The following is a 19,876-nucleotide window of genomic DNA, read 5'->3' on the forward strand; positions in this document are numbered from 1 at the left end:
TACTATTGTAAAACTAAGACGCCATCGGCTTCAAAAGACAATGTTTTTTTAGGCTCTGTAATTAAAGCTATTTCTTCTTCGGTTTTACCAGCATCTTTTGCATAATGTTGTTGTTCTTCAACAGAAATTTCGCTAACAAAAGCTTTTCCGTTTACTATAACATCTTTACCAGAAATATCTTTAGGCACAAAAAAACCGTAATCCTTAAATTTCACCATAACTTCTTCATCGCCTTGCAAATTTAAAGTCATCCAACAGCCTTTTGCCTGACAAACATCGGTTACTTTAGCTATCATTTTACTATTTATACTATCTCCAACTTGCATGGTTTGGTAGTGTTGTGCCATTGATTTACTCGATATGGCATCATCTGCAATAATTTCTTTTCCAAACGACGTATAAGTTACCACTGGTGTTTGGCTATCTTGTTTTGTTGTTTCTTCACTTTTATTCTTACAAGAAATTAACACTAAAACGCAAATTATTAATAGTCTAAAGTATGACATGTTATAAATTTTTCAATTTTATTTAATTTATGTAAAGATAGCGCTTTTTTAAAAACGTTTTTAACTAAATTTGTTATTCAAACTATTTAAGCTATGAACGCTATGACGAACGCAATAGAGGTTATAAAAACAAAAAACTCTAAAATAAACGAAGTAGATTTTAATAATTTAAAATTTGGAAGCGTATTCTCTGATCATATGTTAGAATGCGATTTTAAAGATGGTAAATGGCAAGCACCAAAGGTCGTGCCTTATGCTCCAATTAGCTTAGATCCTGCTTCTAAAATTTTCCATTATGGGCAATCGGTTTTTGAAGGTATGAAAGCCTATAAAGATGCCGACAGCAATATTTTATTGTTTCGCCCTTTAGATAATTTTAAGCGCTTAAACATATCATCAAAACGTTTAGCCATTCCTGAGTTACCAGAAGACTATTTTATGGATGGTTTAAAAACACTTTTAGAGGTTGATGAAGCTTGGATACCAAAACAAGATGGTAGCTCGCTTTACATTAGGCCGTTTGTATTTGCTTCAGGTGTAGGTTTTCATGCTTCACCAGCTAATCAATACAAATTTATTATTGCTACAGCGCCTTCAGGCTCTTATTTCTCTGGTGAAGTTCGTGTTTTAATTGAAGAAAAATATTCGCGTTCTGCTAATGGTGGTGTTGGTTACGCCAAAGCTGGTGGTAATTATGCTGGACAATTTTACCCAACACAACTAGCTGTAGAAAAAGGTTATCAACAGGTTATTTGGACAGACGATAACACACACGAATACATTGAAGAAGCTGGCGCCATGAATATATTTGTTCGTATTAACGACACTTTAATTACTGGCCCTACAAGCGACCGTATTCTTGATGGTATTACGCGTAAAAGTATTATTGAATTGGCTAAAACTGAAAACATAAACGTTGAAGTTAGACCACTTAAAGTAGCCGAAGTTGTTGAAGCTGCCAAAAACGGCAATTTAAAAGAAATGTTTGGCGCAGGTACAGCTGCGGTAATTTCGCCAATTTCTGGTTTTGGCTATAAAGGTGAAGATTACGATTTACCAAAATTAGACAATACTTATGCTAGCTTTTTAAAGAAACGCATCACCGATATACAAACCAATAAAACGGATGATCCTTTTGGTTGGAGAGTACAAGTTAAATAATAAAAAAAGCAGCTAAATTAGCTGCTTTTTTATTGCACTATATTTTTGAGATGCTGAACAAGCTAAGCATAACAATATGTTCAATTTTACTTTTCTAAAATGGCTTTAATATTAGGTTTAAAATAATTTGGGCCTTTTAGCACTTTACCATCTTCTCGATAAATAGGTTCGCCGTTTTCGCCCAATTTACTCATGTTACTACTTTGAATTTCGGCAAACACCTCTTCTATTTTGTGTTGCATACCGTGCTCAATTATTGTACCGCATAAAATGTACAACATATCGCCCAAGGCATCGGCAACCTCAACTAAATCGTCATTTTGCGCTGCTTCAAGATACTCCTCGTTCTCCTCTTTCATTAAATTAAATCGTAAGGTGTTTTTAGCTTCTCCTAAATTGGCTTTTGGAGTTTCTCTGTGTCCTATTTTAAATGCCGTATGAAATGCCTTTACGGCCTCTATTTTATCTTTCATAAATAATTTTAATTTTTCACTTCCGCTAAGGCGGAAATCTCATCTTGTTTTATTTAAATTTGCATAAAAATACTTATATGTTTAGTAACGGTCAAATAGTTTTTGGGGTTTTATTTTTTGTGGTTTTTGCTGTAATTGTTGGTTACCAATACAGAAAAGATATTAAAATCCATAAACGTTTTTATAAAGGCAGTTTTTGGGTGCTTTTGGCTTTTATTGCATTTATAGGTTTAATCTCTGCGATTAAATTTTTATTGTAACTTACTTATAACCTTTATTTTACAATCTAAATTCACAAAAAACACCTTACTTCGGTTTTTTCTGTATTTCGTCTATTTTTTACGCATTTCAAAGAATTGGTTTCTAACTTAAATGCTTAATATAACTTGTATTAGTTTACAGTTGATGAAGCACTAGAAACCAAGGCTAGTATTGGCGACGATATTACTTTAACACTTACCGATGTTAGTACCACATCAAAATCTATGCAAACTAAAAACCAACTTGCCGATAATAACTACCAATGGTTTAAGGATGGGGTTGCTATTTCTGGTGCAAATTCAAATTCTTATACCATAAATAACGCTCAAACTAGCGATAGTGGCATTTACCATTGCGAAATAACAAATACCGACTTACCTAATATGGTTATAGAGCGCCAAACCATTACACTAAATATTGGTACATTATCTGTTGAAAAAAACACAGAAAACCCGTTTAGTATTTACCCTAACCCAACTGCAAATTGGTTACACATAAAACTTAATAAAACCCAATCTGGAGAAGCTCGATTAACAGATATTTCGGGAAAAGAATTATTACGTTTAAAACTAAACAGCACTATAAACCTAATAGATATTAGCAACTTTAACGCCGGTATGTATATGTTAAACGTTTCATCAGAATATGAAACGACTACTACACGTATAATTAAACAGTAAACACAAACAAATACCGTTTATCGATGTTTTTTTTCGATAAACGCACAAAAAATACCCAATCATGGGTATTTTTTTTTAGGCTTAAACCCTTAATTTTGAGTAGCTATTAATCAATTATTCTTACAACATGAAAAAATTTAAATTTATTTTTCAGGTAGTTTTGCTATGCTCACCCTTGGTGCTTTGTAGTCATAACCAAAATACCACCTCAGAAAAAACCAAAATTCAAACGGCAGTATTTTCTAAACTGGTTTCAAAAATTAATATTGAACATAAAAATGCCTCAATGGCATTAATATTAGTACAGGACTGTAATACAATTCCCGAAATAAATAATTAACCAATTCAATTTTAATTCTAACACCTTATTATGAAAATTCAATTTTCTACTAAATTATTATGCCTTTTTATATTGGCTTATGCGTTAAATTTAAATGCTCAAAGTTATGTTGGCAACACTGTCGATAATTATGCGGGAATTCAATCCTTAATTTCCAACCCTTCAAATGTATTCGATTCGCGCTTTAAAGCCGATATAAATTTACTTTCGGTAAGTGCTTTTGGAGGAAGCGATTACTTCGGAATAAGTGTAAGCGATATTATAAACTCCGATGAAGGATTTGATTTTGAAACGGATGCTGAAAAATTCCCAACAGATGCCAACCACTTTTTTGTAAATGCTGATATTTTAGGCCCGTCGTTTATGTTTAATTTATCACCTAAAAGCAGCGTAGGATTTGTTACAAGGGTACGAACTTTAATGAACATAAATAATATAAACGGTGAACTTTTTGAAAATTTTTCGGAAGATTTCGATTCAGATGAAGACTTCAATTTTAACCAAGAGAATTTATCTGGAACAATTCATGCTTGGGCAGAAATTGGCCTTGTTTACGGACGCCAAATTGTAAATACCGAAAAACACTTTTTAAAAGCCGGTGCCACATTAAAATACCTTCAAGGAGCTGGAAGTATCTACATTAACAGCCCTAATTTAACGGGTAATTACGATGCTGCAAACGAAACATTAACAACTACCGGACAATTAATTTATGGTACTTCGGAAGATTTCGATAACGACGATATTAACTTTGAAAACCTAACGCAAGGCTTTGGCGCCGATATTGGTTTTACTTACGAATTTAGACCAACCACAACCGATTCGCTTACAAGAAAACACAACAAATACAAGTTCAAAATTGGAGCTTCAATAACCGATATTGGTTCTGTAAACTATAAAGATGCTTCTGTAACTACTTATAACATGAACGCTACAGTTGATGCGTCAACTTTAGAAGATGAAGAAGACATTGAGGCGTTTTTAGAAAACAATTATACCGGCACAGAATCTATCGTAAATCAGAAAATAAAATTACCAACAGCGTTCCATTTGTTAGTCGATTATCATTTAGCAGGAAAACTTTATGTTAGTTTACAAGGTAACATGTCGTTAGTAAAAGACAATAGCATGTTTGCCAATTCTATAATTAATTCTGCAACTTTATCACCAAGGTTAGAAACAAAATGGTTTAGTTTATACTCGCCTGTTAGCATGCGCCAATATGGGGATTTTGCTTGGGGTGCTGGTATGCGTTTAGGCCCCTTAATGGTTGGTTCTGGATCCATTATTTCTAATTTAATTTCAGAATCTACAAAAACAACCGATATCTATTTAGGATTAAAAATTCCTTTATATCAATAATTTTAAAAGAAGTTAGTCACATTTTTTAATTTATTGGGGACGAAAACCCTCCAAACCGAGGGTTTTCTTTTAAACATTTAAAATAACATCGAAGCTTTAAAAAAACTTAATATTTACACGCAACCTTTTTTATGTTTATGTATCTATTAGATAACCAATCCAAAAAATATGAAAATCTTATTACTCATTAGCGTGCTTCTCGTAGTTAATTTATTACTGTTATTTTTTAGCGTTAATAAGCGAACGGAGCCTTAATTATCTTTTCTCTTTCTAATTCATTTTTGAATAATATAGGTAAACTAATTAAATATTTATTATTTGATTATATTTGATATGTTTAACTCTCAAACCTATATTAATGAAAGCATTAAAATACATATTATTCTTACTTTTAATAGTAATAATCGGTCTTGCCATATATATTGCTGTACAACCAAATAGCTTTAGCTTCTCTAGAAGTCGTATTATTAATGCTCCTAAATCCCTCCTTTTTAACAAAATAAACGATTTTAAAAGTTGGCCTAGTTTTTCTCCTTGGATTGAACATGAACCTGAAGCCAAATTAACATATGGCGACACAACATCTGGCGTTAACGCTAGTTATGCCTGGAACGGTAATATTTTAGGCGAAGGTGGCATGAAAACATTAAGCGTAGAACAAAACAAATCTATCAATCAAAAAATATTTTTTATAAAACCTTTCGAGTCTGAATCTGACATTAATTGGACGTTCGAGAACACCAACGAGGGCACCAAAGTAACTTGGGCCATGAGTGGCAAGCAAGATTTTATGACAAAAATGTACACAACCTTTGCAGGTTCTATTGAAGAAAACACAAGTCCCGATTTCGATCGCGGTTTATTTAAATTAGATAGTATTGTTACTGCCGAAATGAAAAAATTCACTATAAAAATTGATGGAATTTCAGAATACGGTGGTGGATTTTACATGTATAAAACCACTTCGGCTACAAAAGAAAACATTAGTAAAATAATAGGAAAACAATTTGGTGAGATAATGAGTTACATGGCTCAAAACAATATAGTAGCTTCTGGTATGCCTTTTACTATTTATAATGACATGAATCCAGAAAACGGTGGCATTATTATGAGTAACGCCATTCCGGTTTTAAATAAAGTTACCCCAACAGGCGACGGACAAATACTGTGCGGTTATATTCCTAAAACAAAAGTTGTAAAAACCACTTTAAAAGGTAACTACACTAATTTACCAAAAGCTTGGGAGCAAACCATGCAATATTTAGCTAAAAACAACTTAGAACAAGCTGCTATTCCTCCCTTCGAAATTTACACAAACGATCCTGGAGATTTTCCAAATCCGGCAAACTGGATTACTGAAATTTATATTCCAATAAAATAACATAGTTAACAAGTAAACTTAAAATGAAACAGCTTTTACTTGTATTTATTGGCGGCGGTTTTGGTAGTGTGTTACGCTACCTAATTGGCAAGTATTTAAACAATGCCAATACCGGCATTCCTTATGGCACTTTTTTAGCCAACATTATAGGCAGTTTATTAATAGGTTTAATTTTAGGTTTAGCATTAAAAAACAACTCGCTATCGCAAAACCAAACCCTACTTTTAGCCACAGGTTTTTGCGGCGGATTTACAACCTTTTCAACATTTGCTTACGAAAACCATATATTTTTAAAATCGGGCGACTTTACAAGTTTTGCCGTTTATACCATTACAAGTTTTGTTCTTGGCTTTTTAGCAGTATTTTTAGGTATGTTCTTAGCGAAATAACACGTCAACCAAAAAAACATAAGCACCTAAAAACCAAAACCTTAAAACTTAACTGTTCGATTTAAAAAAATATCTTGTAAAAAAGTGTAACATATTTGTAATGCCTTCTACATATAAGTAACTAAACCATCAATTTGAAAACCGAACTCGAACATAGTTTTGTAGAATTACTTGAAAAACATCAAAATATAGTGCATAAAGTTTGCAGACTTTATACTAATAATTACGACGCACATAACGATTTATTTCAAGAAATAACCATACAACTTTGGAAAGCCTATCCTAAATTTCGTGGCGACGCAAAATTTAGCACCTGGATGTACCGTGTTGGTTTAAACACCGCAATAACACTTTACAGAAAATCGAAAAGACAAATTTCTACCCAAGCTTACGAAGGTGTAGAATTTAAAATAAAAGCAGAAGATTATGATGATACCGAAGAACAACAACTAAAAGTACTATACAAAGCTGTACACAAACTAAACGACATTGAAAAAGCGCTCGTATTCTTGTATTTAGAAGACAAAGATTACCGAGAAATAAGCCAAACTTTAGGAATTAGCGAAGTGAATGCCAGAGTGAAAATGAACCGAATAAAAACCAAGCTAAAAGCCATTTTAAATCCGTAAAACTATGGATGAATTAGATTTATTAAAGAAAAGTTGGAACACCACCCAACCCGAACATAAAAAACTATCGGTAAACGATATTTACCCCATGCTGCATAAAAAATCGTCTTCCATAGTTAAGACCTTATTTTACATTAGCATTGCCGAACTTATATTTTGGTTATTAATTAATGCCATTCCTGTTTTTTACTCCGATGAGCATAAACAAAAACTCGAAGCACTTTACCAAAACGATACTTTGCTTACCGCAATAACCTTTTTAACCTACGGTATTATCTTGGTTTTTATATACTTGCTATACAAATCCTACCAATCTATTTCGGTTACCGATTCGGCAAAAAAACTCATGGAAAACATTTTAAAAACACGTAAAATAATTAAGTATTACGTGCTTTACAACCTAGTAATGGCAGCGGTTTCGCTAACCATTGGGTTTTATTATGTCCTTCATAACGATGTTAACCTAACCGAAAAAATAACTCACCTAAACAATGGGCAACTAGTTGCTTTATATTCTGTAATTATTGTTGTTATCCTTATTTTCGTTTGTATTATTTGGCTGTTTTACAAACTTATTTACGGCTTATTATTAAAACGTTTAAACCGAAATTACAACGAATTAAAGCAGTTAGACAGTTAATTATTTTTGGGCGTTCGGGCGGGCTTTACGTTACAATCTTTTTGCGAAGCTATTTCATGTTTTCTAATTTTTTCACCTTAAAAAACATTAATTTTTTATTTTCGAGAATTCGTTGCAAACATTCGCAAAAAGGATTTTCACTGCAATCCCTAACGCAATAGTTTGCTAACCTCAATAACATCACCAGGTTGCATACTACCAACTAAAACATCACCAATACGCACACGAGCTAAACGCAGTGTAGGAAACCCCACAGCCGAGGTCATTTTTCGTACCTGCCTAAACTTGCCTTCGTTTAACGTTACCGAAATCCAACTGGTTGGTCCATGCCTATCATCACGTATTTTCTGCGTTGTTTCAGGCAGTTCTGGTAAAACATCTAATTTAAACACTTTACAGGGTTTTGTTTTATACTTTCTACCATTAAAACCAATTTCTACACCTTGTTTTAATTGTTCTATAGCTTCAAGAGTTATGTCCCCATCAACTTGAGCGTAATACTCCTTCTCTACTTTTTGGCTATTTATATAATCGCTTGTTTGTCCGTTAGTGGTTAAAAACAACAAACCTTCCGATTTTTCATCTAAACGCCCAATCGCCATGGTGCCTTCAGGAAAATCATGTAATTCACCTAAAAAATGTTTTTTTTGTTGTTTGGAGTCGTTGCTTTTAAACTGACTTAAAAAGCGGTACGGTTTATAAATAATAAAATGCCTATGTTTACACATAAGCTTCACCCAGAATTTTATAAACCAACTCCTTGGTTGGTTTTTGGCCATTAATTTTAGCTTTAACCACATCGAAAGTTACTTTAAAATCGCAACCCGATTTGTAAGCCGAACAACCGTAAGCTGTTTTTCCTTTAACAATATTTCCCGTTTTACACTTTGGGCAAGCATTATTATTCGTAGCTTCAGTTATAGTTTCTGTAGTCTTTGTAGCACCAGTTTGTTTGGGTTCTAACTTCAAGTTAAAATGATCATCAAAACGTAATAAGCCTTCAACGGTTCCTGTTTCTGTTTTAAACCCTTTTAAATTTACAGTACTTCCTTTTTGCAACAATCTAATAAATTGCTTTTCCGATATTTTTTTATCGTAAATCTTAAAAGGCATTTTAAAATTACAACCCGATTTGTACTGCGTACACCCATAAGCCGAATTCCCTTTTAGCAACGTTCCTTTTTTGCATTTCGGACAAGTTTCAGAAGTAATTCCTGCTTTTTTAACCTTAGTCTCTTTCGCCTTTCTGCTTTTAATTACATTGGCTTGCGATATATTGGCGCGTTTAGTTTCGGTTCGTACTTCGTAAACCAAAGCATCAACCATACGCTTCATATTTTTTATAAAAGCAGCAGCGCTATATTCGCCCTTTTCAATATCTTTTAATTGCTTTTCCCATTGCCCAGTAAGTTCTGCCGATTTCAACATTTCATTTTGAATTGTATCTATTAAAGCAATACCTGTTACAGTTGGCAAAACTTGTTTTTTATTACGTTTAATGTACTGGCGTTTAAATAAAGTTTCAATAATATTTGCCCGTGTTGACGGACGACCAATACCGTTTTCCTTCATTAAATCACGCAACTCATCATCATCTACTTGTTTACCTGCAGTTTCCATAGCTCTTAAAAGGGACGCCTCTGTAAACTGGTTTGGTGGCTTGGTTTCTTTTTCTAAAAACGAAGGTTCGTGTGGCCCTTTTTCGCCTTTAGAAAATGATGTCAAGGTTTTATCGTTTGTCACACCCTGCGCAGACGAAGTGTCGAAAACGACACGCCAACCTTTATCTAAAATTTCTTTCCCTGTTGTTTTAAATAGCACCTCTGCTGCATTACCAATAACTGTTGTATTTGCTACGGTACAATCGTCGTAAAAAACGGCTATAAAACGTCTTACAATAATATCGTAAACTTGCTGCTGTACAGGGTTTAACTGGGTTTGCATTCCTGTTGGAATAATGGCATGGTGATCGGTAACTTTTTTATCATTAAAAACCTTACTCGATTTTTTTATTTTTTTACCTAAAAGTGGTTGCGTTAAACTTGCATAATTAGTTAAGTTTTTAAGTATTGCCGGTACTTTTGGGTAAATATCGTTAGGTAAAAACGTTGTATCTACTCTTGGATAGGTTACTACTTTGCGCTCGTATAATAACTGTACAATTTTTAAAGTTTCGTCGGCCGAAAGTCCAAATTTTGTATTGCAATACACTTGCAACCCCGTTAAATCGAACAGTTTTGGTGCGTATTCTTTTCCTTTTTTCTTGGTGATAGATTCTATTGTAAAATCGCTTTCTTTAACCTTTGCGGCAAGCGCTTCACCTTCTTCTTTTTTTGTAAATCTGCCGTCTTCGTAGCTAAAAAGTGTTTCGCGATAAGTGGTTTGTAATTCCCAGTAGGGTTGTGGTTTAAAATTTTCAATTTCTTTAAACCTGTTTACTACCATAGCCAAGGTTGGTGTTTGCACTCGCCCAACCGATAATACCTGCTTGTAACCACCATGTTTAACAGTGTACAATCTGGTAGCATTCATGCCTAATAGCCAATCTCCAATGGCTCGGGAAAAACCGGCGTAATATAAATTATCGTAATCGGTTGCGGGTTTTAATTTGTTAAAGCCTTCTTTTATGGCTTCGGTGGTTAATGAAGAAATCCATAAACGTTGTACTTCGCCTTTATAATTAGCTTCATTTAAAACCCAACGTTGTATAAGTTCTCCTTCTTGACCAGCATCGCCGCAGTTTATAACCACATCGGCTTTATCAAATAAGGATTTTACTATTTTAAATTGTTTTTGTATCCCTGAATTTGAAACTACTTTAGTTTCAAATTTTTCGGGCAGCATGGGTAAGTTATTTAAATCCCAGCTTTTCCAGTAAGGTTTATAATCGTTAGGTTCTTTTAGAGTACATAAATGCCCGAAAGTATAAGTTACAGCATAACCATTGCCCTCGAAGTAGCCATCGCGTTTGGTATTTGCTCCCAACACCGATGCTATTTCGCGCGCTACACTTGGCTTTTCTGCTATGCAAACTTTCATTTAAAACTTACTTAAAAATTAGCGTTGCAAAATAGAAATTTTCAAAGGTTAAAAAAAAAGGATTTATTAGGAGTTATCAACTAGGATTTATCAAACATTTTCCAGCTTCCCAAATGCCAAATAGTTTCTAAAGGTCCTCTAGAATATTTTGTTAGCCAGTACCTAGAAAACATTGACATTAAAACCGATACGACAATAGTTATTAAAATAGATTCTAAAGCGCCTGTTATTCTATATAAACCCAAACCGTAACCATAATACAAAAAAGCACCTATAATTGATTGTAGAATATAGTTTGTTAAACTCATTTTGCCTAACGAAGAAAATAGCTTAAAAAACCTATTAAATAATTGCATTTTAAATACCAGAACAAAGGAAGCAACCAATATAAATGTAAAAAAAGTATTTGGTAACATGGTAAAAATTAAATTAAAATAGTTTTGAGTTTTTAATGAACCAAAAGCTAAAAATTCCGTCTTATTTAGCATAAAACTAAGAACAAAAAAAACAGTTGAAAATATCAATACTTTTTTCCAGAACCTTATTGAAGAAGGCTTAGTGAGCAAAAACAACTGCTTTCTACCGAAAAGTACACCTAATAAAAACATGGACAGAATTATAGACATTCTGCCCGAGTTTATGTTAAATTTTAAATTTGCAATTTTATTATGATGCAAATTGCCTTTCAGCACATCCAAAAACGAACCAAATTTTAAAATAGAATTTCTGTTATAATTTGAAACCTCAAAAGCTTCTTTTATTGGAGTTATTACAGTTTTAAATGTTTCAGCTAATTTAAATAATTCCAAAGGTTGAATAATTAGTATAGCTGCAATGCATAAAATCCATTTTGAATTCAATTGGCTTAACGGTATAAGTAATACACCTAAAATTGCAAAAACGACTAGAATATCTCCACGATAAAACATGGAATTAAAAAGTCCAAAACAGAATAGTAAAAAAAAGCGCCAAAGAAAAAATTTGTACGGATTTATATTTTTGAATGTCAAGTGCGTTTTTTGAATAAAAAACGTTAGACCAAAAAGTAAGGAAAAAATTTGAAACGCCTTATTACCAAATAGAAAAAAAACAGACTGGGCCAGGTAATCATTTAAAACATTTAACCATTTATAACTGCTTCGTTCATGAAAATTAACACCAAACTTTTGAATATTATGTACTAAAAAAATTAAAAATACAGCAAAACCTCTTAAAGCATCGACAACATGTAACCTCTTGTTATCTAACTTTAAGTTATTTACCATTCGCGTAGTTTATTTAATTTTTCTTGCTCTTCAATTTCCTCTTGTGGAATGACTTTTAAAAAAGACGCGTGTTGTTCTATGGCATACTCTATTTTTTTAACGATTTCGTCGTTTGTTTCGTTTTCGTAATCAATATCCAATGGGGCTTTAATTTCCATAGTTTGCAGGATATTTTTCTTTTTAATTCTAAGTCCCTTTTTATCAAAAGAACGTCTAAATCCATCAATAACTATAGGCACAACAACGGGTTTGTATTTTTTTATAATATGCGCAGTTCCTTTTCGAATAGGCTTAAACGGTGTGGTTGTACCTTGCGGGAAGGTAATTACCCAACCATCGTCGAGCGCTTTACCTATATTGGATATGTCGCTCATTTTTACTTGACGTTTAACTTCTTGTCCTGCTGATCTCCAAGTACGCTCGATAGGAATTGCTCCTGCATAGGCCAAAATTTTTGGTAAAAGGCCGGCCTTCATAGTTTCTTTTGCGGCTATGTAATAAATATTTAATTTAGGATTCCATAAATACCCTACGTTTTTTATAGAATCATCGCGTCCGCTTAAACTTGCATTAAAAACGTGAAACATGGCAACCACATCGGCAAAATATGTTTGGTGATTCGATATAAAAAGAACATTTTTATCGGGTAAATCTTTAATTATTTCAGAGCCTTCTATTTGCAGTTCATTAAAGCCACGAAAACGCCTATGGGAAATGGCACCCAAAATACGAATAAGCCATTTTTTTAAAAATAATATATGCCCAAATGGATTTTCTTTAAACAATCCCATAAAATCTCACTTCAATTAATTTAGCGCTACAAATGTAATAAAACAAACCCATTACAGGCTGTCTTTAATTAAGTCTTTAATTTCACTAAGCATCATTGCGGTAGCACCCCAAACGATGTGCTGATTAAAATAAAAAGCCGGAACCTCAACCAATTTACTGTAGGATGTTTTTAAAGTTTTACTTGTCAATAGTTTATCGTTTAACAAATCTTCTAAATTAATTTCTAATATGGTTTCTACCTCGGCTTCTTCTTTTATAAAATTAGGCATTTTTTTTACAAAACCTAAATACGGATAAACATAAAAATTACTTGGCGGAATATAAACTTGTGATATTTTTTTTACAATAGTAACATCTTTTAATGGTACACCAACTTCTTCTTGGGTTTCTCTTAAAGCAGTTTCTTCAAGAGTTTTATCTTCGGGCTCGAATTTACCACCGGGAAATGACACTTGTGCCGAATGTACACCTTTATATGATTTACGCAACGTTAAAACAAATTTGGTTTCATGCTTTAAATCTGGATAAAACAATGCTAAAACACCAGCCTTTTTGGCTGTTTTAATTGAGTTTTGTTGCTTTTTTAATAATTCCTGCCTAAAAGGAGGCACCATTTTAAAATGCGATACTTCGCCTGGTAAGTCTTTATTTTTTATTTTTGAAAGCAATATTAAAAAATCATCAAAATTCATTTATGCGTTTTATCTATTTGTTGTTTGCCTGTTTTATTTTTTTGAATTGTGAAGATAAAAAAACTAAAAAGAAAATAACTTCTGAAAGTAATGCACAGGAAACCACTAAAAAAGACTCAACTACAACGACAAATACAGGTTACAAAAAATTAACCACGAAAAACGCTATGTACTTTTTTCAGGATTACGACAAAAAACACAAAGAGAATAAAGTGCGTATTTACACCGATTTTGGCAATATTGACATTTTACTTTATGATGAAACCAAATACCACCGCTCGAATTTTATTTTTTTAACTAAACAAAACTACTTTAACGACACGCAGTTTTACAGGGTAATAGACAATTTTGTAATTCAAGGAGGAAACAGCGACGATACAAAAACCCGAGACAAACGAAACAAAATTGGCGTTTATTTATTACCACCAGATACCAAACGAGGTTTTAAACACAACCGCGGTGCTATATCGATGCCAAGTAGCGAAATTGAAGATCCTTATAAATTAGCCTCGCCTTACGAGTTTTTTATAGTAACTCAAAAAGGTGGTGCGCACTTTTTAGATGGCGATTATACCGTTTTTGGCCATGTTACTAGCGGTATGGAGGTTGCCGATAAAATTTCGAGAGTTGAAACCGATGAAGCCGATTGGCCTAATAAAAATGTTTATATTAGAAAGGTTGAAATTATTGAGTAACCGTTTTTATGGTTTTATTAATTGCTGGTTTATTTGTTTTAAACCTTCAAGGTTTCTTTTTAAAACTTGCTCTACATCTTCGGTTTTTATATGACCTAAAATACCCCAAGGCCCTTGGTAGCCTTCGTTTATTAACGCTTTAATCATACTTAATTCGTAATCACCTTGGCCAATGGTTAATATTTTTGGTCCTCCTTTTTTAACGCCATTTAAATTTACATAAGATAGATAAGGTGTTATGTTTTTTGCGGTATCATTAAAATTAGTTAAATGATGGTGTGCATGATGAAAGTTATAAACTAACGTAACTGATTTATCGTTTAAGGTATTTAAAATTTCTAACAAATTCGTTGGGTTACCAAACCAACCTCCGTGGTTGTATAATGCAATTTTGCATCCTAATTTATTGGCTTCGCCTTTTATATATTGCAGCATAGCTACTGCACGATTTATGGATTGATTTTGATTTAAACCTTCGAAAAAATTCTCGCTAAAACTTACCCAAATAGCAGGTTTAAAAGGTGCTTTTTTTAATTGATTGAAAAGTAATGTGTTTGCCTCGCTTAATTTACCAATAGTATCGCGTTGAGCATTTAACCATAAAAATACCGATGTAATTTCTATATTATTTTGTTTGGCTAATTTAAATTCTTCGGTCATGGAACTAAAATCGGCTTTTCCACGATTGTATCCGTATTTTTTAAAGCCAAATTGTTTTAACATCTCTATACGTTGGGCAGGAGTTCTATCTTTTGAATCGAACCCAATAATACACCATGGTGTAACTTCGTTTATTTTTATTACATTTTCTTGACTATTTACACTGAAGCTGACACCTAATATAAATAGAAGTACTTTGAGATTTTTAAGCTGAATCATTTTAAAAAATTTTATGTTTAGTTAGTTATTGCGTTAGGGATTGTAGTGAAAATCCTTTTGCCTAAGCAAAAGATTGTAACGGAAAGCCCGACCACGCCTAAAGCGGGGTAACGCCCAAATTATTTTAATTTTTATAAATGTTAGGTAAAGCGAATTTAAATTTTACCGCTAATAAACGCGTTACTATTATTACAAAACCCGAAACAATATACACAATATTACTGTCTATTGGTAATTGACCAAGCACAAAATAAACCACACCACCTAATATACAAGTGGTTGCATAAATGGTTTCTCTGCGAAAAATTACAGGTATTTCGTTACATAGAATATCGCGAATTACACCGCCAAAACTCGCCGTCATGGTACCCAGAGCTATACATATTATGGGATGCAAATTGGCATTTATGCCTTTCTCTATACCTATTAAGGTGTACAAACCTATACCAATGGTATCGAACAACAGCAGTGAGGTTCGCAAATAATTTATTTTGCTTTTAAAGGTTATAGCAAAAATTGCTGATGCTATAATGACGTAGGTGTACGTGATGTCTTTCATCCAACTTACTGGTGTGTCTCCAATTAGTAAATCGCGTAATGTACCGCCACCAACGGCGGTTACAAAAGCAATTATAAGAATGCCAAACAAATCCATTTTTTTATCCATGGCCACCAAAACGCCTGAAATTGCGAATGCAATGGTGCCTAAAATATCGATGGTATAAAACATTGCGTTTAGTTGTTTATTTAGGTTGCTAAACTAAGGAAAATGTTTCTTGATTGTTGTGTTTTGAAAAGAGAATAGCTGTAATTTAAGTTATTCTGTGCGTTTAAATGAAATTGATCCCAAAACGAGTTTGGGATGAGCGATTCACACACATTTTTCTGCGTTACACTTGAAATCTTTAAAATTGATTTGAAACTTAATATTTTATTGATGCTTACTTTTATTGAAAGATCCCAAAACGAGTTTGGGATGAGCGATTCACACACATTTTTCTGCGTTACACTTGAAAAATGTGGTTCTCTGCTCACATATTTTGGGTGTAAAAGTTATAATCTTTTAAAATAGCGTCTATAAATTCTATATCCGATTTGTGTTTCATAGATTTTAACTCCATTACACTCATAATTTTAGAACGTAATTTTATAAGCGTTGGGTAATCTTTTGATGCTTTTGCTGTTATAAACGTTTCTTTTATTATTCGGGCATCGTTATCGGATAGCTTTATAACCGTTGGGTATGTGGGCTTATAATTTTCAGACAAGTTTTCTAAAATAGTGTGTTTTATGGTAACTTTATCTTTTAACGCTATAACTGCTGTTCCTGCAGCCATGTCGCCTAAACGCTGTGTTTTTTTATTAAAAAGCATAACAAAAAAGCCTAAACCAAAAATATAAACATCTACTACCCTAAAAAACCAACGCACCGCATAATCGGAAAATGTTGCTTGGTAACCATCTATTTTAACCACTTTTATTTTTAGCAATCGTTTGCCAATTGTTTGTCCTTGTAAAAAAGACTCTAATGCCAACGTATAAAACATTACCGGAAAACTTAACACAGTGTTTATAGCAATTTGCGACCATTGATCCATGTTTTGGTAGGCGCCAACAGTATAACTTAAAAGTAGCATATAGCCGATTTTTATAGCATTATCTATAACAAAAGCCAATAAACGTTCTCCACCACCTGCAGCATTGAAAGAAATTTTGACATTTTGAGTAGTGTTAATTTGTAACTCTGACATTTTATAATTTAATTTATAATCTATATGAGGGAAGTTGCATTTATTAAGCAAAATAAGGAAAAATGGTTAAGTTTTGAAAAAGCTATCTTTAATAATGATTTTAAAGATGCCGATGAACTTGCCTCGCAATACATTCACGTTATAAACGATTTGGCTTACGCGCAAACCTATTACCCTAAAAGTAAGGTTATTACTTATTTAAATCAGCTTGCTGCGAAAGCCTACCAAAAAATTTATAAAACCAAAGCCGAAGACACCAATCGTATAATTCGATTCTGGAAAACCGAAGTGCCGCTTATTTGCTACCAATACCGCAAGTTTATTTATGTTGCCTTTATTATATTTTTTGCATTTACGTTTATTGGCGCCATTGCTGCAGCTAACGATGGTGAATTTGTACGCTCTATTTTAGGCGACCACTATGTAAATATGTCGTTGGAAAACATTGAAGCTGGCGACCCAGTTGCCGTGTATAAAAGCGGAAGTAATTGGGGTAGTTTTATTGGTATAACTATTAATAACCTTAAGGTAGGTATTATTGCTTTTGTTTTAGGCGTATTTTTAGGTATTGGCACACTTTATATTATGTTTAAAAACTGTATAATGTTAGGTTCGTTTCAATACTTTTTTTACGATAAAGGTGTTTTTTGGGAAAGTGTCCGTGGTATTTGGATTCATGGTTCTATGGAAATTTTTGCCATAGTTATTGAAGCCGCCGCTGGATTAATTTTAGGTGCTAGCATTTTATTTCCAGATACACATTCGCGATATACATCATTTAAGCTCGGTGCAAAAACCGGAATCAAAATTTTAATTAGCACCTTCCCATTTACCTTTTGTGCAGGGTTTTTAGAAGGCTTTATTACACGATATTCTAACATTATGCCACATTGGCTATCGGTTGGTATAATTTTATCAACCTTAGGATTTATTTCATATTACTATCTTATTTATCCTTTTAAAATTCAAAAACAAATTACTAAAAGTCCCCAAACAACTAACGCATCATTTGAATTTATTTAAATTACATACTTTAATTATTTGTGTGTTGATGCTTCATAGTTTTCAGCCGCTGTTTTGTTCTGAAATTATTCAGCAACCAGAACAGTTACGCAAATTTGACGAGGATTTTAAATCGCGCTATTCCAGCGATAAATTTAATTATGAAGGCGAAGAAATTGTTGGTTATACCGAATCTGGTTCTGGTGAATACGAAGCATATAATAAAGAGAAAGTAAAAACAAAGATAGAAGAAGACTCGAGTTCGGTATCCTTCAATACACAACCTCTAAATTTAATCTTTTATATAGCCATTGCATTTGCGGTTATATTTTTAGCTTATATTTTAGTTAACGAAGGTGGCTCTAACCTATTTACGGCCAGAAAACATAAAAAAGTTAATTTTTCTGAAGATATCACTGCCGAAAACATTGAATCTGCCGATATAAAATCACTTATAAAAAATGCTGAAAACAACAATAATTTCAGATTAGCTATTCGGTATTATTACTTGTTAGTTCTTAAACAACTGAGTTTAAAAAACTTCATAAAATTTGAAGACGACAAAACTAACAGCGAGTATTATAACGAAATTTTAGAAAAACCATTTAGTGATCAATTTTCATACACATCTTATTTGTACACTTACATTTGGTATGGCGAATTTCCTGTAAATACAGCACAATACAGCAAAGCCAAAGATAATTTTGAAACCCTTTTAAACACCATTAATAAATGAAAAAGGCCTTACCAATAATATTTGTTTTGGCGGCCATAATTATTGTTGGCGTATTTTTTATGAGCGTAAAAGTTACGCGCACCGTAGATTGGGAAGAATCGTTTAACGAAAAAAGTAACAAACCTTATGGCACCAGTATTTTTTACAAAGAATTAAACAACTTATTTAAAGACCGTAAAATAAGAACCATTTACCATCAACCCGACAGTTATTTACAAGCCAATTCTGAGGATGGCTACGGCGACCATACCGCAAAAGGAAACTACATTATAATTGGTAATACCGATTATTTAAGCGAAGAATCTATTGACGAACTTTTAAATTTTGTTGATAATGGCAATACACTTTTTTTATCAGATTATGTATTTCCGCAAAAGTTTCACGATACTTTAGATGTTAGTATCGATTATTTAAATAACGAAAAAGATAGCATTACCTATCACTCCTTAAAGTATCTGGATATTAAAAATATAAAGACCGACAGAAGTGCTTTTATGCAGTATTTCTCTTATTTCGACAGCATTAATCACAGCGTTTTAGGGCATTCTAAAATCGGTAAAAACTTTGTTAATTTTATAAAAGTACCGTTTGGTAAAGGCCAAGTATTTTTACATACCGAACCCAAGGTATTTACCAATTACAATATTTTAAAAAACAACCGCTACAAATACGTTGAAGGTTTAGTATCGTATTTACCAGATGATGATATTTATTTCGATTCGTATACCAAAATGCAAACGCGCTACACTGCCAATGTAGAAAAAGAATCGAATTTAAGTTGGTTTTTACAACAACCCGCTTTTAAATGGGCTTGGTATACCGCAATAATTTTTGGCATTTTATTCATGATTTTTAATGCTAAACGTCGCCAACGCATCATTAAAATTATAAAACCGCTACAAAACACAACAGTTGGTTTTGTAAAAACAGTGTCTAATTTATATTTAGAAACTCAAGATTATAAAAATATAGTCGATAAAAAAATCACCTATTTTTTAGAACGCATTCGTACCGATTATCATATAAATACTACTGTTTTAGATGATGCTTTTTTAACAAAATTAAGCGCTAAAACGGGCAAGAAAAAAGAAGACATTAAACCACTTATAGATTATATAAATTGGTTACGAAGTAAAAATGAGTTTTTTGAAGAAAACTTAATTAAGTTAAACCGCCAAATTGAAGCATTTTACACAAAATAAT

At 32.8% G+C, this 19,876-nt stretch carries 23 protein-coding genes; 13 read left to right on the top strand and 10 right to left on the bottom strand.

Features of this window, described 5'->3' with window-relative positions:
- Positions 1 to 2: 2 nt before the first annotated feature.
- A complete protein-coding gene (locus LG651_RS14320; protein ID WP_226696793.1) occupies positions 3 to 506 on the bottom strand; it encodes a DUF4920 domain-containing protein in 504 nt (167 codons plus the stop codon).
- 102 nt (positions 507 to 608) lie between these two features.
- Here LG651_RS14320 and LG651_RS14325 point away from each other — a divergent pair, with 102 nt between their 5' ends.
- On the top strand, positions 609 to 1,667 hold the full coding sequence (locus LG651_RS14325; protein ID WP_226696794.1) for a branched-chain amino acid aminotransferase: 1,059 nt from the start codon (positions 609 to 611) through the stop codon (positions 1,665 to 1,667).
- 86 nt (positions 1,668 to 1,753) lie between these two features.
- Here the strand turns inward: LG651_RS14325 and LG651_RS14330 are convergent, their stop codons facing one another.
- Positions 1,754 to 2,140 (bottom strand): nucleoside triphosphate pyrophosphohydrolase family protein, encoded by a 387-nt coding sequence (locus tag LG651_RS14330; RefSeq protein ID WP_226696795.1) that lies wholly within the window; start codon positions 2,138 to 2,140, stop codon positions 1,754 to 1,756.
- Positions 2,141 to 2,217: 77 nt separating this feature from the next.
- On the opposite strand from LG651_RS14330, the gene LG651_RS14335 reads away from it, so the two are divergent.
- From LG651_RS14335 to LG651_RS14370, 8 genes are all read left to right on the top strand, one after another.
- On the top strand, positions 2,218 to 2,400 hold the full coding sequence (locus LG651_RS14335) for a hypothetical protein (RefSeq protein ID WP_226696796.1): 183 nt from the start codon (positions 2,218 to 2,220) through the stop codon (positions 2,398 to 2,400).
- Positions 2,401 to 2,625: 225 nt separating this feature from the next.
- Entirely contained in the window at positions 2,626 to 3,081 is a 456-nt protein-coding gene (locus tag LG651_RS14340; RefSeq protein WP_226696797.1) for a T9SS type A sorting domain-containing protein, read from the top strand.
- A 127-nt stretch (positions 3,082 to 3,208) separates the two neighbouring features.
- Entirely contained in the window at positions 3,209 to 3,421 is a 213-nt protein-coding gene (locus tag LG651_RS14345) for a hypothetical protein (protein ID WP_226696798.1), read from the top strand.
- Between the two features lie 30 nt (positions 3,422 to 3,451).
- Positions 3,452 to 4,783 carry a DUF5723 family protein gene (locus LG651_RS14350; protein ID WP_226696799.1) on the top strand — a complete coding sequence of 444 codons (1,332 nt, stop codon included), beginning with the start codon at positions 3,452 to 3,454 and terminating at the stop codon, positions 4,781 to 4,783.
- A gap of 358 nt (positions 4,784 to 5,141) precedes the next feature.
- Positions 5,142 to 6,164, top strand: a complete 1,023-nt coding sequence (locus LG651_RS14355) for an SRPBCC family protein (RefSeq protein WP_226696800.1) — start codon at positions 5,142 to 5,144, stop codon at positions 6,162 to 6,164.
- Positions 6,165 to 6,187: 23 nt separating this feature from the next.
- Positions 6,188 to 6,553 carry a fluoride efflux transporter CrcB gene (crcB, locus tag LG651_RS14360; protein ID WP_226696801.1) on the top strand — a complete coding sequence of 122 codons (366 nt, stop codon included), beginning with the start codon at positions 6,188 to 6,190 and terminating at the stop codon, positions 6,551 to 6,553.
- Positions 6,554 to 6,687: 134 nt separating this feature from the next.
- Positions 6,688 to 7,182: an RNA polymerase sigma factor gene (locus LG651_RS14365; protein WP_226696802.1), complete on the top strand. Its 495-nt coding sequence runs from the start codon at positions 6,688 to 6,690 to the stop codon at positions 7,180 to 7,182.
- 4 nt (positions 7,183 to 7,186) lie between these two features.
- Complete coding sequence (locus LG651_RS14370; protein WP_226696803.1) at positions 7,187 to 7,822, top strand: hypothetical protein; 636 nt, start codon at positions 7,187 to 7,189, stop codon at positions 7,820 to 7,822.
- Positions 7,823 to 7,971: 149 nt separating this feature from the next.
- Here LG651_RS14370 and LG651_RS14375 read toward each other — a convergent pair whose 3' ends face one another.
- From LG651_RS14375 to LG651_RS14395, 5 genes are all read right to left on the bottom strand, one after another.
- Entirely contained in the window at positions 7,972 to 8,550 is a 579-nt protein-coding gene (locus LG651_RS14375; RefSeq protein ID WP_226696804.1) for a pseudouridine synthase, read from the bottom strand.
- Positions 8,543 to 10,861, bottom strand: coding sequence for a type IA DNA topoisomerase (locus LG651_RS14380; RefSeq protein ID WP_226696805.1), 2,319 nt, complete (start codon positions 10,859 to 10,861; stop codon positions 8,543 to 8,545). Before LG651_RS14380 ends, LG651_RS14375 begins: the two co-directional genes overlap by 8 nt.
- 80 nt (positions 10,862 to 10,941) lie before the next feature.
- Entirely contained in the window at positions 10,942 to 11,790 is an 849-nt protein-coding gene (locus tag LG651_RS14385; protein WP_226696806.1) for a DUF418 domain-containing protein, read from the bottom strand.
- A gap of 329 nt (positions 11,791 to 12,119) precedes the next feature.
- Positions 12,120 to 12,917, bottom strand: coding sequence for a lysophospholipid acyltransferase family protein (locus LG651_RS14390; RefSeq protein WP_226696807.1), 798 nt, complete (start codon positions 12,915 to 12,917; stop codon positions 12,120 to 12,122).
- 51 nt (positions 12,918 to 12,968) lie between these two features.
- Positions 12,969 to 13,610, bottom strand: a complete 642-nt coding sequence (locus LG651_RS14395; protein WP_226696808.1) for an NUDIX hydrolase — start codon at positions 13,608 to 13,610, stop codon at positions 12,969 to 12,971.
- A 2-nt stretch (positions 13,611 to 13,612) separates the two neighbouring features.
- On the opposite strand from LG651_RS14395, the gene LG651_RS14400 reads away from it, so the two are divergent.
- Entirely contained in the window at positions 13,613 to 14,305 is a 693-nt protein-coding gene (locus tag LG651_RS14400) for a peptidylprolyl isomerase (protein ID WP_226696809.1), read from the top strand.
- A gap of 6 nt (positions 14,306 to 14,311) precedes the next feature.
- On the opposite strand, the gene LG651_RS14405 is transcribed toward LG651_RS14400, so the two are convergent.
- The 3 genes from LG651_RS14405 to LG651_RS14415 form a co-directional block, all read right to left on the bottom strand.
- A complete protein-coding gene (locus LG651_RS14405) occupies positions 14,312 to 15,184 on the bottom strand; it encodes a sugar phosphate isomerase/epimerase family protein (protein WP_226696810.1) in 873 nt (290 codons plus the stop codon).
- 124 nt (positions 15,185 to 15,308) lie between these two features.
- Positions 15,309 to 15,914: a trimeric intracellular cation channel family protein gene (locus LG651_RS14410; RefSeq protein ID WP_226696811.1), complete on the bottom strand. Its 606-nt coding sequence runs from the start codon at positions 15,912 to 15,914 to the stop codon at positions 15,309 to 15,311.
- A gap of 301 nt (positions 15,915 to 16,215) precedes the next feature.
- On the bottom strand, positions 16,216 to 16,935 hold the full coding sequence (locus LG651_RS14415; RefSeq protein WP_226696812.1) for an RDD family protein: 720 nt from the start codon (positions 16,933 to 16,935) through the stop codon (positions 16,216 to 16,218).
- 24 nt (positions 16,936 to 16,959) lie between these two features.
- Between LG651_RS14415 and LG651_RS14420 the strand changes: the two genes are divergently transcribed.
- From LG651_RS14420 to LG651_RS14430, 3 genes are read left to right on the top strand one after another with little or no spacing between them, the layout of a single operon-like run.
- On the top strand, positions 16,960 to 17,958 hold the full coding sequence (locus tag LG651_RS14420; protein ID WP_226696813.1) for a stage II sporulation protein M: 999 nt from the start codon (positions 16,960 to 16,962) through the stop codon (positions 17,956 to 17,958).
- Entirely contained in the window at positions 17,945 to 18,673 is a 729-nt protein-coding gene (locus tag LG651_RS14425; protein WP_226696814.1) for a hypothetical protein, read from the top strand. Before LG651_RS14420 ends, LG651_RS14425 begins: the two co-directional genes overlap by 14 nt.
- Entirely contained in the window at positions 18,670 to 19,875 is a 1,206-nt protein-coding gene (locus LG651_RS14430; RefSeq protein WP_226696815.1) for a DUF4350 domain-containing protein, read from the top strand. Before LG651_RS14425 ends, LG651_RS14430 begins: the two co-directional genes overlap by 4 nt.
- Position 19,876: the final 1 nt, after the last annotated feature.

Source organism: Neotamlana sargassicola, assembly GCF_020523965.1.
GTDB classification, from domain to species: Bacteria; Bacteroidota; Bacteroidia; order Flavobacteriales; family Flavobacteriaceae; genus Neotamlana; species Neotamlana sargassicola.